We start from the raw sequence: 14583 nt of genomic DNA, 5'->3' as shown, positions 1-14583 counted from the left end.
AGGAACCGTCCCATGATGACTGGCAAGACCCTGCGCCGCTCGACCCTGGCCGCGCTCATCGCTACCGCGTTTGCTACGCCGGCCGCGGCCCAATCCCCCATGGGCCTCATGGACGCCTACCGCCAGGCCCTGGAGTCCGATCCCCAGCTGGCCGCCGCCCGCGCCGCCCGGGAAGGCGGTGAGGAGCGGATCACCCAGGGACGGGGGCAGTTGATGCCCTCGGTGAATCTCAACGCCTCCTACAAGCAACGGGACTCGGAGCAGGAAAGGACGTCGGTCTTCAATGGGCGGGAGACCTCCTCTATCAGCGACGGCGACTACCGCGAGACCCAGTACCAGGTAACCCTTCAGCAGCCGCTGTTCAGCCTGACGGCCATCGGCGCCTTCCAGGCGGGCAAGGCGGAAGCGGCGCGCGTCACCGAGGCCTACAACCAGGCGGAACAGGAGGCCATCCTGCGCGTGGCCGGCCGGTACTTCGGCGTTCTCGCCGCCCAGGAGTCCCTGGAGGCCGCCCGGGCGGAGATGGACGCCATGGAGCGCCGTCTGGCCGCCGCCCGCCAGGGGCAGGCGGTGGGGATCAGCGCCCGGACCGAGGTGGACGAGGCCCTGGCCCGCCGGGACCAGGCCCGGGCCACCCTCATCCAGGCGGAGAACGAGCTGGAGGTCTCCCGTCAGGAGCTGGCCATCCTCCTGGGCGAGATGCCCGATGGCCTGGCCGGGCTGAACGGGATCCCGCCGGCGCGGGAGCTCACTCCCGCTGAACCGGGCGCCTGGGAACAGCGGGCCCTGGAGCGTTCCCCGGTGGTGGCCCAGGCCCGGGAGGCGGTGGAATTGCAGGAGGCGAATGTAATGAGCATTCAAGGCGAGCGCTGGCCCACGGTGAATTTTGTGGCGTCGTACACCGATATCGAGGGAGGTGTCTACGATTCGGGTGACTACAGTCAGGACACCGCCTATGGGGTGGAGCTATCCATGCCAGTTTTTACCGGAGGGAGCCTAAAGGCGAAGGAAGACGAGGCCCGCGCCGCCGTCCGCGAGGCGGAACAGAATCTGGAGCAGGCGCGACGCAGTGCCAGCCTGGAGGCGCGTCGAGGGTATCTCAACGCCCGCTCCGCCCGCTCCAGCCTGGAGGCGGTGGCCCAGGCCGTGGAATCGGCCCGCACCGCGCGGGACGCCACCCGCCAGGGCTACCGCAACGGCCTCAACAGCCAGGTGGAGCTGCTGGACGCCGAGCAGCGCTACTACGCCAGCCAGCGCGATCTGGCGGATGCGAAGTACGGCTACCTGGAGAGCCTGCTCGCCCTCCAGGCCGCCGTGGGCGACCTGGACGAGAACGACGTCCTCGCCATGGATGCGCTGTTCGGCAGCGACAACCCCGCCTGGGGTGACGCCGAGCGCTGACCGCCTCCCCTTCCGAACCGGCTTTCAGTCCCGGTGGCTACCGTGGCGGATGGAGAGCGCCAGCCAGAGCATCCCGGCCACGGCGCCGCCGAAGCCCAGGGTGGTAAAGACCGGGAGTCCCAGGAGGGTGGGGCCGTCCTTGAGGAAGGCCACGACGATGGCGGTGCTGATGATGAGCGCCGCCGTCACCAGCCCCACGGCCAGGCGGCTGGCGGCCCGGTCCATCTGGTGGCCGAACTGGATCAGCCGGGTGAGGTCGACGTTGACCTGCAACGCGCCGCGACGGGCCAGGCGCATGAGGCGCCGCAGGTCCCGGGGCAGGCCGTTGAGGAGGTCCATGGTGGCGCCCAGGCGGTTGCGGGCGTTGCGCCAGACCGTCTCCGGCCGGTAGCGTCGGGCCATGAGCCGGCGCAGGAAGGGACGCGCTTCACCGACGATATCGAAGGAGTCATCCAGCCGCCGCCCCAGCCCGTCCAGGCTCAGGAAGGACTTGAAGAGCAGGGAGAGGTCCGGCGGCAGGACCAGCTCGTGCTCCCGGATGAGGGCCATGAGGTCGGTGACCATCTCGGCGAAGTGGAGCTCCTTGAGGGGCAGCCCGTGGTAGGTGTCCAGGAAGGCGTCCACCTCGACGGCCAGCCGTTCCGGGTCCGATGGCGGGCCGGCGGTCCACTCCAGCAGGGTATCCACGGTCGCCTCGGTGTCCCGGTTCACCAGCGCCATGAGCAGATCGCCCACCTGCTGGCGCCGGTCCTGGGAGAGGCTCCCCATCATGCCGAAGTCGATGAGGGCCAGGCGATTGTCCCTCAGGAAGAAGACGTTGCCGCCGTGGGGGTCGGCGTGGAAAAAGCCGTCCACCAGGGTCATGTGCAGGACGGCGTGGGCGCCGCGCCGCGCCAGTAGCCGCCGATCCAGACCGGCCTCGTCGACCCCCGCCATGTCCCGGCCGGGGATGCCGTCGATGAAGTCCTGGACGTTGAGGCGCTCCCCGGTCCACTCCCAGTGGACGGTGGGGATGACCAGCTCCTCCTCGCGGTGGAAGTTCTCCCGCACCCGGTCGGCATTGCGCGCCTCCCGCGCGAAGTCCAGTTCGCGCTTGAGGGAGCGGCTGAACTGGCGGATCACCTCCCGAGGCCGGTAGCGGCGCGCCTCGGGGAGCTCCGACTCGGCCATGTCGGCGAGCCGGGAGAGCAGTCGCAGATCCGCCTCTACCGTCTCCTCGATCTCGGGGCGGCGGATCTTGAGGATGACCTCGCCCCCCTCCTGGGTGCGGGCGCGGTGGACCTGGGCGATGGAGGCGCTGGCCAAGGGTTCGGTGTCGATCCAGGCGAAGACCTCTTCCGGCGGCGCCCCCAGATCCGCTTCCAGCTGCGGACGGATCTCCTCGAAGGGGACGGCGGGCACGTCGTCCACCAATCCCTCCAGGGCCTCCAGGTACTCCGGCGGCAGCAGGTCCACCCGGGTGGAGAGGACCTGGCCGAGCTTGATGAAGGTGGGGCCCAGATCCTCCAGGGCGCGGCGCAGGCGCTGGGGCGGGGCCATGTGGGCCATGGCCTCCGGATCCTTCCAGTGCAGGGCATGTCCCGCCCGTTCCAGGATGCGGGAGAGCCCCAGCCGTCGGACGACGTCCCCCATACCGTAGCGGATGAGGACCGACGCGATGTCGTGGAGTCGGCCCAGGTCCCGGGCCGCTCCCATGGCCTCCCAGAACACCGGTCAGCGCCCCTTCCCTTCCAGGCCCTCGGTGATACCGCCGAGGGTGCCGGCCACGACGGCCTGGACGCGGGCCGTGGCAGTAGCCGCCGAGAGGCGGCCCTTCTCCGCCGCCGACCGGGCCACGGTCTCGAGATCCTCCTTGAGCCCCCCGGCGGTCTCGCCCACCTCGGCCGCGGTATCCTTTACGCCGGTGCGGGCGTGGCCGGTGAGGTCGCGGAGGATCCCGCCGAAGGTCTCTCCGGCCCCGCGGACCGCTTCGGCGGCGGCGTCGGTGAACATCCCGGCGAGACTGCCCAGCTCCCGGCGGCTCCACTCCAGCCGCCCCTCGCCGAACTCGCGCAGTCGGCCGCCGCTCTCTTCCGCGGCCAGCCGCAGGCGCTCCCCGGCTCCTGCGGCGGTGGATTCCAGGCGGCCCAGGGCCTCGCGCACGGCGGCGCTGCCGCGGCTGCCTTCCTCGACCAGGCCGGCATCGACGCCGCTCATGGCGGCGGCAACGAGCTCCCGGACCCGGTCGGCGGTGACGGCCCCGTTGCCAATGGCCTCGCGGACCGCGTCGCGGACTCGCTCCTCCAGGCCCTCGGACCCCTCGCCGGCGTTCACCGCCTCCTCGGCGGCGGCGCGCACGCCCTCCAGGGCCGGGTCGTCGCTGGGGGTGGTCTGTTCCTGATCGCTCATGGTCCTTCCCTCCTGGTTGCTGCCATCAGCCTAGCCCATCAATCTATCATGGAGGCGACGATCCCACCCGTTCAACGGGGCCATGGTCATCCGGCTCGCACTGGTAGAATGGCCGTAAAGCCCCCGACAGGAGAGACGTCGTGCTGGAACGCCTGGCCATCGACCCGGATCGCGAGTTCCCGCTGGACCCCGAACTGGTCCACCTCAACCACGCCGCCATCGGCCCCTGGCCGGCCCGGACCCGGGATGCCGTGGCCGATTTCGCCGCCGAGAACGCCCGGCAGGGCTCCCGCCGCTACCTGCAGTGGCTGGAGACCGAGGCCGGCCTGCGCCGACGGCTGGCCGCCTTCATCGGGGCCCCCTCGGCGGACGACGTTGCCCTGGTGAAGAATACCTCCGAGGGGCTCTCCCTGGTGGCCGCCGGCCTGGACTGGCAGCCCGGCGACCGGGTGGTGACCTCCGCCGAGGAATTCCCCTCCAACCGGGTGGTCTGGGAGGCGCTGGCCGATCGGGGCGTGGAGCTGGTCCAGGTGGAGCTGGCCGGCCGGGACGATCCGGAGGCAGCCCTGGAGGCCGTGCTGGCCGAGGGCGGGGTGCGACTGCTGGCCATCTCGTCGGTCCAGTACGCCAGCGGGCTCGCCCTGGACCTGGGCCGGCTGGGGAGGGCCTGCCGGGCCCACGGGAGCTTCTTCGGGGTGGACGCCATCCAGAGCCTGGGGGCGCTGGCCATGGACGTGGAGGCCATCGATGCCGACTTCATCGCCGCTGATGCCCACAAGTGGCTGCTCTCCCCGGAGGGGATCGGACTCTTCTACTGCCGCCCGGAGCTGCGCCAGCAGCTGACCCTCCACCAGTGGGGCTGGCACATGGTCGAGCACGTCGGCGACTTCGATCGCAAGGAGTGGGAGCCGGCGGCCTCGGCGCGGCGCTTCGAGCCCGGCAGCCCCAACATGCTCGGGATCCACGCCCTCTCGGCGAGCCTGTCCGTGTTCGAAGAGGTGGGCATGGAGCGGGTGGAGGCCCTGGTGCGCCAGCGCGCCGGCGAGGTGGCCGAGCGCGCCACCGCCCACCCCGACCTGGAGCTCCTTACCGACCCGGCGCGCATGGCCGGTATCGTGACCTTCCGCCATACCGGCGTGGACAATGCGGCCCTCTGGCAGGGGCTCATGGACCGCGGCGTCCTCTGCGCCCACCGCGGCGGCGGGATCCGCTTCTCGCCCCACTTCCACACGGCCTCCGCCACCATTGGCCGGGCCCTGGAGACGGTGGACAGGGTCGCCGCCGAGCTTTGAATCTACATCAAGAGTTTTTTGTAACTCACTGAATATTAAACCCGATAACCGTCAGGCCGCGGCCTCGGCGCGCGGGAAGAGGCGGTGGAAGTTCGCCGTGGTGGTTGCGGCCAGGGCCTCCAGGGAGGTGCCGCGCAGCTCGGCGACGTGCTCGGCGGTGTGGCGCACCCAGGCGGGCCGGTTGGGCTTGCCGCGGTTGGGCACCGGTGCCAGGTAGGGGGCATCGGTCTCCACCAGCAGGCGGTCCTCCGGGACCATCTTCGCCACCTCCTTGAGCTCCACGGCGTTCTTGAAGGTGACGATCCCGGCCAGGGAGATGTAGAAGCCCATGTCCAGGGCGCGGCGGGCGACATCGCGGTCTTCGGCGAAGCAGTGCATCACCGCCCCGCACTCCTCCGCCCGCTCCTCCCGCAGGATGGTCAGGGTGTCCTCGGCGGCGGCGCGGGTGTGGATGATGAGCGGTTTGCCCACCTCCCGGGCGACGCCGATGTGGCGGCGGAAGCGCTCCCGCTGCCACTCCATGTCCTCGTCCTCGCCGCTACGAAAGTAGTCCAGGCCGGTCTCGCCCACGGCGACCACCACCGGATCCAGGGCCAGGTCGCGCAGGGTGGCCGCATCCGGCTCGGTTGCGGGATCCGGCTCCTCGTTGGGGTGGACCCCGGCGGAGGCGGAGACCCCCTCGTGCTCCCGGGCGATGGCCAGGACGTCGTGGACATTGCCCATGTCGATGGAGACGCAGAGGACGTGGCCGATCCCGTTCTCCCGGGCATCGGCCAGGTACTGTGCCACGGCGCCGGGCTGATCGGCGCCCTCCAGGCGATCCAGGTGGCAGTGGGAATCGACGAGGGTCGGTTCGGTCATGGCTCCGGTCTTTTCGGCCTTCAGAGGTCGGGAATTATAGCAAAGGGGCCGCCCCCCTGGCCCACCCCTACAGGGTATGGGTGGGACGGTCGGATGCCAGGGCGCCGGCGAGCAGGTCCTCGATGCGGGCGCGGATCGTGCCGTGGTCGTCGCCCTGGAGCTGGAGGCCGATCCCGGCGGGCCGATGGCCGGCAGCGCCCGGTGGCGTGCGCCAGATCACGCGGCCCGTGACCGGCAGGGCCTCGGGCTCGTCCGGGAGCTGGACCACCAGGAAGAGCTCTTCGCCCAGGGGGTGGTCCGCGCGGGTGGGAACGAAGAGGCCGCCGCCCCGGATGAAGGGCAGGTAGGCGGCGTAGAGTTCGGTGCGGTTGGAGAGATCCAGATGGAGGATCCGTTCGCGGGTGGCATCCATGCCTATCTCCTGGGTCTGCGTGTGGCCTCCGTCCACGCCACCAGCACCCCCTCCAGGGCGAGCTCGGCGTTGAGGTTGCGCCGGGTGAGACCGTCCAGGGTGCTCACGGCGGTGGCGTGGAATTCCAGTAGTCGCCTCCAGTCTACGCCCTGGGCCAGGCTCCGCAAGGCGCCCCGGTGCCCCGGTTGTCGCAGCGACTCTTCGGCACCGGCGGCGACCCGGATCAGCTCCTCGGTCCAGGCGACCACGGCGGTCAGCGCGGTGCCCGGCTCGCGTTGCCAGCGCCCCGCGACGGCCACCGGGTCGGCCTCGCCGGTGGCCAGGGCCTGCCATTCGGCAAAATCCACCGTGGCTGCCTCGCCGGCCAGTTCGCGGGCGCGCAGGGGCGCGCCGGCGGCCAGGGCGAGGAGTTCCGCCGGGTCCTGGCCCTCGCCCGGCGCCCCATCCAGCGCCTCGCCGAGCCAGCGCCGGGCGGTCTCGTCCTCGGCCGTCACCGGCGGCAGGTGGACCTGCTGGCAGCGGCTGACCACGGTGGTCGGCAACCGGTTGGGACGGCTGGCCACGAGGGCGAGCAGGCTCCCCGGGGTCGGCTCCTCCAGGGTCTTGAGGAGGCTGTTGGCGGCGCTGGTGGTCAGCGCCTCCGCCGGCTCCACCAGGATGCAGCGGCCCTGGCCGTAGTGGGCGTGGAGCTGGAGGAAGGCAGTCGCCTCACGCACCGCCTCCACGCCGATGGCGCCGCCCTCCTTCGCCGGCTGGAGGGTCAGCAGGTCCGGGTGGCTCTCCGCCAGGCGCAACTGGCAGCTACGGCACTCGCCGCAGGCGGTATCCCCGCCGGCCTCGCACAGCGTCGCCGCGATGAGAGAACGGGCGAGATGGCCCTTGCCCACACCCTCCGGGCCGGTGAAGAGCAGCGCATGGGGGAGCCTGCCGGCGTGTCGGGCGCGGGTCAGTCGTGCCCACGCCTCTGACTGCCACGGCAGGGGCGCCGTCACCGCCCGACCTCGTCCAGGAGTTCCCGCAGGCGGCCGGCGGTGGCATTACCCACCTCGGTCTCCGGGCGGGAGGCGTCGATGCGGCAGACGCGGTAGGGCTCGGCCCGGGCGCGATCCAGGTAGGTGGCGCGGACGCGTTCGAAGAACTCCACCTCCTCGCGCTCGAAGCGGTCCAGAAAGCCGCGCCGGCCGGCGCGCTCCAGCCCCTCCTCCACCGGGAGGTCGAAGAGGAAGGTCCGATCCGGGCGCAGGTCGCCGTGGACCCAGCCCTCCAGGGCGGCGATCCGGCTGCGGGCGATCCCGCGCCCGCCGCCCTGATAGGCGTAGGTGGCGTCGATGAAGCGGTCGCAGATCACCCACTGGCCGGCGGCCAGGGCGGGCCGGATCACCTCGGCCAGGTGCTGGGCCCGGGCGGCAAAGAGCAGCAGCAGCTCGGTATCCACCGCCATACCGGGGCCGTCCAGCAGCAACGAACGGACCGATTCACCGATCTCGGTGCCCCCCGGCTCCCGGGTGGTAATGACCTCCAGGCCGTTCTCCTCGGCCAGGAGGTGGCGCATGGCCTCGATCTGGGTGCTCTTGCCAGCCCCCTCGATGCCCTCGACGGTAATGAATCGGCCGCGTTCGACCATGGTCGGCTAGTCCCCCTCCCCCAGCTGGAATCGGCGCACGGCGCGGTTGTGTTCCTCCAGGGTGGCCGAGAAGTGATGGCTCCCGTCCCCCTTGCTGACGAAATAGAGCGCATCGCCCCGGGCGGGATCCACCGCAGCCTCCAGGGAGGCGCGCCCCGGCATGGCGATGGGCGTCGGCGGCAGGCCGTCGTGGCGATAGGTATTGTAGTCGTTGGCCGAGGACCGGAGATGGCGGCGGGTCAGGTCGCCGTCGAACCCGGTGCCCAGGCCGTAGATGACCGTGGGATCGGTCTGCAGGCGCATGCCCTGCTTCAGGCGCCGGGTGAAGACGCCGGCGATGCGGCGGCGCTCCTCCGGGACCGCCGTCTCCTTTTCAATGATGGAGGCGAGGATCAACGCCTCCTCCGGGGATTCCAGTGGCAGCCCGTCCTGCTGGCGCTCCCCCCAGACCTCGGCGAGGGCCCGCTGCATGGCCGCCCGGGCCCGCTTGAGCAGGGCGCGGTCGCTGGTTCCGCGGGTAAAGAAGTAGGTGTCCGGGAGGAAACGGCCCTCCGGGTGGGTCGACGGCTCCCCCAGGGACTCCATGAGGCCGTCGGCATCCTCCGGGAGGGTGTGCTTCACCGCCGGGTGGCGGTGCAGGGAGGCCAGCACCTGGCGGATGTTCCAGCCCTCCACCAGGGTCCAGGCGTACTGCTTGACCTCGCCGTGGACCAGCCGGTTGGCCAGCTCCCCGACGGTCATGTCGGGCTGCAGGGGGTATTCCCCCACGGCGATGGCGCGCGGGTCGCCGCGCAGCCGGACCAGCCATTCGAACTGCCAGGCCGAATCGATGACGCCCTGCTGCTCCAGGCCCGCCGCGATCCCCTTCAACGAGGCGCCGGAGGAGACCTCCATGACGGTCTCCTCCTCCAGGTTCAGCGTCTGATTGGCCAGACCGTCCAGCCCCATCCAGAACCAGCCCCCACCCAGCGAGGCGGCCAGCAGCAGGAAGCCGAGGAGGCGGTTAATGGTCACGGTCGCTGCTCCAGGTCGTTGGACAGTTGGTCGGCCAGTTCCCGGGCCACCGGCCCCGGCGCCGGCCATTCCAGCCCCTCGAAGCGGGCGATGGGCCAGAGGTGGAAGACGCTGTTGGTCAGAAAGGCCTCGGAGGCGCCGGCCAACGCCGCCGGCGGTTGGCGGACCACCCGGGTGATCAGACCTCCGGCCTCGGCCAGGGTCAGGAGCCGGTTGCGGATAATGCCAGCGACCCCGGACTCCGACAAATCCGGGGTCTCCAGCACACCCTCCCGCACCCAGAAGAGGTTGGACTGGACCGCTTCCACCAGGACTCCGTCGGTGTCACAGACCAGCCCCTCGTGGATGGCCGGGTCGTCCCATTCGGCCCGGGCCAGGACCTGCTCCAGCCGGTTGGCGTGCTTGAGCCCGGCCAGCAGTGGCTGCCGGGCCAGCCGGGTCGTGCACCGGCGCACGGTGGCCACGGCCGCTGGCCTCTCCGCCGCCGGGAAGCGGCAGGCCATGCGCCGCGGCGTCGCGGGCTCCGGCGGGCGGTAGCCGCGGCCCCCGGAGCCCCGGCTCCACCAGAGCCGCAGGATCCCGTCGCCGCCATCCGCGAAGAGGGCCGCGGCATCGGCGGCCAGCGCCTCGACATCCGGGGCCGGCAGCCCCAGGCGGGTGGCGCCGCGGGAGAGGCGCGCCATGTGGTCGCTCCAGGCCTCCGCGCGGCCGCCCACGACTCGGAGGGTCTCGAAGAGCGCATCCCCGTAACTGACTCCCCGATCATCCAGGGGGAGCGCCTCGGCCGGCCGGCCATCCAGCAGGCAGTTCATGCCTCGCCCCCCTCCAGGGCGGCCAGCAGTCCGCGCGCCTTGGCGCGGGTCTCCGCGAGTTCGGCTTCCGGCTCGGAATCGGCGACGATCCCGGCACCCGCCCGCAGGGTCAGGCGATCGCCGTACTGGACCAGTGTCCGGATCAGGATGTTGAGGTCGAGGTCACCGCCGGCATCCAGGTACCCCATGCTACCGGTATAGGCGCCCCGGCCACTGCCTTCCAGTTCCGCGATGATCTCCATGCAGCGCACCTTGGGGCAGCCGGTGATGGTCCCCCCCGGGAAGGTGGCCCGGATGGCCTCCCCCGGTCCGAACCCCGGGCCCAGTTCCCCGCCCACCTCGGAGACGATGTGGTGGACATGGGCGTACTCCTCCAGGGTCATGAGTTCGTCCACGGAGACGGTCCCCGGCCGGCAGATCCGGCCGAGGTCGTTGCGGATGAGGTCGACGAGCATGATGTGTTCGGCCCGCTCCTTGGGGTGGGACTCCAGCTCGGCCCGCAGGGCGGCATCGCTGGCCCCCTCCCCGCGCGGACGGGTACCGGCGATGGGGCGCATGCTGACCCGATCGTCGCGGATCGCCAGGAGTCGCTCCGGCGAGGAGCTGATCACCGTGGCCTCCTCCAGCCGGGCGAGGCCGGCAAAGGGGCCGGGATTGGCCCGGGAGAGTCGCGCATAGAGGGTGTCCGGCCCGGTCTCCGCCCCCAGGCGCCCGCGCCAGGTCCGTGCCAGGTTGGCCTGGAAGATGTCCCCGTCCCGGATGTAGCGACGGGCCCGGGCCACCGCCTCCAGGTAACGGTCGGGGGGATCCTCCTCCAGCGACTCCAGGCGGAAGGGGCTTTCGGCGACGGGAGTGTCCGCCAGATCGGCCTCCACCGCGGACAGCGGTGCGGCCTCCGGATCCTCCGTCGCCCACCAGAGGGCCCCGGTCGCGGTGTCGCGGATGAGTGCCGCCGGGACGCGTACGGCGGTGGCCACCGGCAGCGGCTCCTCGGTCGCCGGCAGCGCCAGGCGCGGCTCCACCTGGCCGGCCAGTTCGTAGCCGAGATAGAGGAACCAGCCGCCGGCGAAGGGGAGCCCCTCCGGCCGGGGACGCCGTTCCTCCAGGAACCAGCGGTCCAGGGCCGTCAGGAAATCACGGGACTCGGCGTGGGGGCCCTGCAGTTCGAAGTCGCGCGAGAGGGTCAGCCGTTCCCCCGGGAAGGCGAGCAGCAGGTCGTACCGACCCTGGGCCGTGCCCGAGGCGACGCTCTGGAGCAGGAAGGGATAGCGTTCCGGCCGGGTCCGCGCGAGGGCGGCCATACCCCCGCCATCCAGGGTCCCGTCGAGCCGCTGGATGAGCGGCTGGCGCGGTCGCGGCATGGTGGCGGGGGCGCGGCCTAGCGCAGGCGGCGGAAGGCGAGCGTGGCGTTGGTGCCGCCGAAGCCGAAGGAGTTGGTCAGACCCACCTCGATGGGCATCTCCCGCGCCGTATTCGGGACATAGTCCAAGTCGCAGCCCTCGCCCGGGTTCTCCAGGTTGATGGTCGGCGGCGCCACCTGGTCGCGGACGGCGAGGACGGTGTAGACCGCCTCCACGCCACCGGCCGCCCCCAGGAGGTGGCCGGTCATGGACTTGGTGGAACTCATGGGTACCTGGTAGGCCCGGTCCCCAAAGGTCCGCTTGGCCGCCAGGGTCTCCGCCAGGTCGCCGGCATCCGTGGAGGTGCCATGGGCGTTGACGTAGTTCACGTCCTCGGCGTTGAGCCCGGCATTGCGCAGAGCCGCCTGCATGCAGCGGCTGGCACCCTCGCCGCCCTCGGAGGGGGCGGTCATGTGGTGGGCATCACCGCTCATGCCGTAGCCCGCGAGCTCGGCGAGGATGGGGGCTCCCCGCGCCCGGGCGTGTTCGTACTCCTCCAGCACCATGACGCCGGCCCCGTCACTGAGGACGAAGCCGTCCCGGTCCGCATCCCACGGCCGACTGGCCCGCTCGGGCTCGTCATTGCGCGTGGAGAGCGCCCGGGCGGCACAGAAACCGCCCAGCCCGGTGGGCGTGGTGGCCATCTCGGCCCCGCCGGCGATCATCACGTCGGCATCCCCGTACTCGATGATGCGCCCCGCCTCGCCGACACTGTGCGTGCCAGTGGCGCAGGCGGTCACCAGGGAGATATTCGGCCCCTTGAGCCCGTGCCGGATGGAGACGTGCCCGGCCACCATGTTGATGATGGCCTGCGGGACGAAGAAGGGCGAGATCTTCCGGGGCCCGCCCTTGAGGAAGCCCTCGTAGCCGGTCTCGATGCCGCCGATGCCGCCGATGCCCGAGCCCACGGAGACGCCGATGCGCTCGGCATTCTCCTCGGTGACCTCCAGACCGGCATTGGTCAGGGCCTCATCCGCCGCCGCGATGCCGTAGTGGATGAAGACATCCATCTTCTTGGCATCCTTGGCGGAGATGTACCGGGTGACATCGAAATCGCGGACCGGGCCGCCGATCCGGGTCGGGAAGCTGCTTACATCGAAACGCTCGATGGGGCCGATGCCGCTACGCCCCGCCAGGATATTCTCCCACGAGCTCTTAACGTCCAGGCCGACCGGCGAGACGGTACCCAGACCGGTGACCACTACGCGTCGTTTAGTCAACGCCGTCTCCCCCAGGCTGTCAGGTTCGGGCAGGCCCGGCAGCACGGTCCCGGGCCGCTACGCGGAAGAACGGGGCTATTCCTTGTGCTGATTGATGTAGTCGACGGCCTGCTGGACCGTGGTGATCTTCTCGGCATCCTCGTCCGGGATCTCGGTCTCGAACTCCTCCTCGAGGGCCATGACCAGCTCCACGGTATCCAGGGAGTCGGCGCCGAGGTCATCGACAAAGGAGGCGGAGGTGGTGACCTCGTCCTCCTTCACGCCCAGCTGCTCGACCACAATCTTCTTGACTCGTTCTTCCACAGTGCTCATGTCCGTTCTGCCTCCGGATTGGTTCTGGGCGGCACCGCCAGGCGCCGCGGCGTATTGTAGGGGATTGCCCGGGGTTATGCCAGAGCAACCACAAACCTGGAATGCATCCAAGAATTCGGTTGTAACTTGCTGAACAAAACGCGCTTTCAAGGGCGCTTCAGCCCATGTACATCCCGCCGTTGACGTGGATGGTCTCGCCGGTGATGTAGCCGGCACCGGGCGAGGCCAGGAAGGCCACCGCCTCGGCGATCTCCGCAGGGTCACCCAGCCGGCCGGCCGGGATCTGCTCGAGCAGCGCCTGGCGCTGTTCCTCTTCCAGGGCCCGGGTCATGTCGGTGTCGATGAAACCCGGTGCCACCGCATTGACCGTGATACCGCGGGGCGCCGCCTCGCGGGCCAGGGACTTGGTAAAGCCGACCACGCCGGCCTTGGCGGCGGCGTAGTTGGCCTGGCCGGCATTGCCGGCCGCCCCCACCACGGAACTGATGGAGATGATCCGGCCGTGGCGCGCCTTCATCATGGCGCGCAGGCAGCCCCGGGACATGCGGAAGACGGAGTCGAGATTGGTGCGCATGATCTCGTCCCACTCCTCGTCCTTCATCCGCATGAGGAGATTGTCGCGGGTGATCCCGGCGTTGTTCACCAGGATCGTGGGGGCGCCGAAGGCCCCGGTGACCTGGTTGAGGACCTCGTCGATGGAGGCCGGGTCGGTCACGTCCAGGGCGTAGCCGCCGCCGTTGATGCCGGCCTCCTTGAGGTAATCACCGATGGCGCCGGCCCCCTTGTCCGAGGTGGCGGTACCGATGACGGTGGCGCCGCCGGCCCCCAGCCGCTCCGCGATGGCGCGGCCGATGCCGCGGCTGGCCCCGGTGACCAGGGCGATCTCGTTGTCCAGATTCATGCCTTGCCCTCCTCTGCCTGCAGCGCCGCCTCCAAGCCGGCGGCATCGGCCACCGCCCAGGGGCGCACATTGCGGTCGATACGCTTGATGAGCCCGGCCAGGACCTTGCCCGGGCCGGCCTCGACGAAATCGGTGGCGCCATCGGCGGCCATGTGCTGAATGCTGGCGACCCAGCGCACCGGGTTCTCGACCTGCCGGACCAGGGCATCCCGGATGGCCGCCGGGTCGTTGGCCGGCGCCGCATCCACGTTGTGGATCACCGGGATCTCGGGGCTGTTCAGGGCAACGCCCTCCAGACGATCGGCGAGCCGTTCGGCCGCCGGGTGCATCCGGCTGCAGTGGGAGGGCACGGAGACCGGGAGGGTCACGGCGCGCTTGGCACCGGCCTCCCTGGCCGCCGCGACCGCACGCTCCACGGCCGCCGTATCACCGGCGATGACCACCTGGCCGGGGGCGTTGAAGTTTACCGCCTGGACCACGTCGCCCTGCGCCGCCTCACCGCAGAGGCCCATCACGGTCTCGTCATCCAGTCCGAGGATGGCCGCCATGGCGCCCTCGCCCGCCGGCACCGCCTCCTGCATGAAGCAACCGCGGTCGGCCACCAGGCGCACCGCCTCGTCGAAGGCGAGGCTGCCGGCGCAGACCAGGGCCGTATACTCGCCCAGGCTGTGGCCGGCCATGGCGACCGGTCGGCCGCCGCCACGCGCCTGCCAGGCGCGCCAGACGGCCACGCCGGCGGCCAGCATGGCGGGCTGCGTGCGGTCGGTTCGGTTCAGGGCCTCTTCCGGCCCCTCCTGGCTAAGGGCCCAGAGGTCCTCGCCCAGGGCAGCGGAGGCCTCATCGAAGGTAGCGCGAACCTCGGGGGCGGACTCGGCCAGGTCGGCGAGCATGCCCACCGACTGCGAGCCCTGACCGGGAAAGACGAATGCGGTTGTCATCGGAAATC

15 protein-coding genes are annotated in these 14583 nt (G+C 71.0%); 2 read left to right on the top strand and 13 right to left on the bottom strand.

Annotated features, from left to right (window positions below; all coding sequences use genetic code 11):
- Positions 1-12 precede the first annotated feature (12 nt).
- The gene (locus BM272_RS02230; protein ID WP_159432997.1) at positions 13-1401 is read left to right on the top strand and encodes a TolC family outer membrane protein; all 1389 of its coding nucleotides are present in this window, start codon (positions 13-15) and stop codon (positions 1399-1401) included.
- Between the two features lie 24 nt (positions 1402-1425).
- On the opposite strand, the gene BM272_RS02225 is transcribed toward BM272_RS02230, so the two are convergent.
- Together BM272_RS02225 and BM272_RS02220 are read right to left on the bottom strand one after the other, a co-directional pair.
- Complete coding sequence (locus tag BM272_RS02225) at positions 1426-3111, bottom strand: ABC1 kinase family protein (protein WP_093427112.1); 1686 nt, start codon at positions 3109-3111, stop codon at positions 1426-1428.
- Between the two features lie 3 nt (positions 3112-3114).
- Positions 3115-3789: a DUF6781 family protein gene (locus BM272_RS02220; RefSeq protein ID WP_093427111.1), complete on the bottom strand. Its 675-nt coding sequence runs from the start codon at positions 3787-3789 to the stop codon at positions 3115-3117.
- A 140-nt stretch (positions 3790-3929) separates the two neighbouring features.
- On the opposite strand from BM272_RS02220, the gene BM272_RS02215 reads away from it, so the two are divergent.
- Positions 3930-5081: an aminotransferase class V-fold PLP-dependent enzyme gene (locus tag BM272_RS02215; protein WP_240307978.1), complete on the top strand. Its 1152-nt coding sequence runs from the start codon at positions 3930-3932 to the stop codon at positions 5079-5081.
- Between the two features lie 51 nt (positions 5082-5132).
- Here the strand turns inward: BM272_RS02215 and BM272_RS02210 are convergent, their stop codons facing one another.
- The 11 genes from BM272_RS02210 to fabD form a co-directional block, all read right to left on the bottom strand.
- Positions 5133-5942, bottom strand: coding sequence for a TatD family hydrolase (locus tag BM272_RS02210; protein WP_093427110.1), 810 nt, complete (start codon positions 5940-5942; stop codon positions 5133-5135).
- A 67-nt stretch (positions 5943-6009) separates the two neighbouring features.
- Positions 6010-6354: a PilZ domain-containing protein gene (locus BM272_RS02205; RefSeq protein ID WP_093427109.1), complete on the bottom strand. Its 345-nt coding sequence runs from the start codon at positions 6352-6354 to the stop codon at positions 6010-6012.
- Positions 6355-6356: 2 nt separating this feature from the next.
- Positions 6357-7346 (bottom strand): DNA polymerase III subunit delta', encoded by a 990-nt coding sequence (gene holB / locus BM272_RS02200; protein WP_093427108.1) that lies wholly within the window; start codon positions 7344-7346, stop codon positions 6357-6359.
- Positions 7343-7978: a dTMP kinase gene (tmk, locus tag BM272_RS02195; protein ID WP_093427107.1), complete on the bottom strand. Its 636-nt coding sequence runs from the start codon at positions 7976-7978 to the stop codon at positions 7343-7345. The genes holB and tmk overlap by 4 nt, the downstream gene beginning before the upstream one ends.
- A 6-nt stretch (positions 7979-7984) precedes the next feature.
- A complete protein-coding gene (gene mltG / locus BM272_RS02190) occupies positions 7985-8992 on the bottom strand; it encodes an endolytic transglycosylase MltG (protein WP_240307977.1) in 1008 nt (335 codons plus the stop codon).
- Positions 8989-9804 (bottom strand): aminodeoxychorismate lyase, encoded by an 816-nt coding sequence (gene pabC, locus BM272_RS02185; RefSeq protein WP_093427105.1) that lies wholly within the window; start codon positions 9802-9804, stop codon positions 8989-8991. The genes mltG and pabC overlap by 4 nt, the downstream gene beginning before the upstream one ends.
- Positions 9801-11165 carry an aminodeoxychorismate synthase component I gene (locus BM272_RS02180; RefSeq protein WP_317622782.1) on the bottom strand — a complete coding sequence of 455 codons (1365 nt, stop codon included), beginning with the start codon at positions 11163-11165 and terminating at the stop codon, positions 9801-9803. Before BM272_RS02180 ends, pabC begins: the two co-directional genes overlap by 4 nt.
- A 17-nt stretch (positions 11166-11182) precedes the next feature.
- Positions 11183-12424, bottom strand: a complete 1242-nt coding sequence (gene fabF, locus BM272_RS02175) for a beta-ketoacyl-ACP synthase II (RefSeq protein WP_093427103.1) — start codon at positions 12422-12424, stop codon at positions 11183-11185.
- A gap of 75 nt (positions 12425-12499) precedes the next feature.
- Positions 12500-12736: an acyl carrier protein gene (gene acpP / locus BM272_RS02170; RefSeq protein ID WP_093427102.1), complete on the bottom strand. Its 237-nt coding sequence runs from the start codon at positions 12734-12736 to the stop codon at positions 12500-12502.
- A gap of 157 nt (positions 12737-12893) precedes the next feature.
- The gene (gene fabG, locus BM272_RS02165) at positions 12894-13637 is read right to left on the bottom strand and encodes a 3-oxoacyl-ACP reductase FabG (protein WP_093427101.1); all 744 of its coding nucleotides are present in this window, start codon (positions 13635-13637) and stop codon (positions 12894-12896) included.
- The gene (fabD, locus tag BM272_RS02160; RefSeq protein ID WP_093427100.1) at positions 13634-14575 is read right to left on the bottom strand and encodes an ACP S-malonyltransferase; all 942 of its coding nucleotides are present in this window, start codon (positions 14573-14575) and stop codon (positions 13634-13636) included. Before fabD ends, fabG begins: the two co-directional genes overlap by 4 nt.
- Positions 14576-14583: the final 8 nt, after the last annotated feature.

It is taken from the genome of Thiohalospira halophila DSM 15071 (genome assembly GCF_900112605.1).
Taxonomy (GTDB): Bacteria; Pseudomonadota; Gammaproteobacteria; order Thiohalospirales; family Thiohalospiraceae; genus Thiohalospira; species Thiohalospira halophila.
This window is presented reverse-complemented; position numbering and strand designations above follow the sequence as displayed.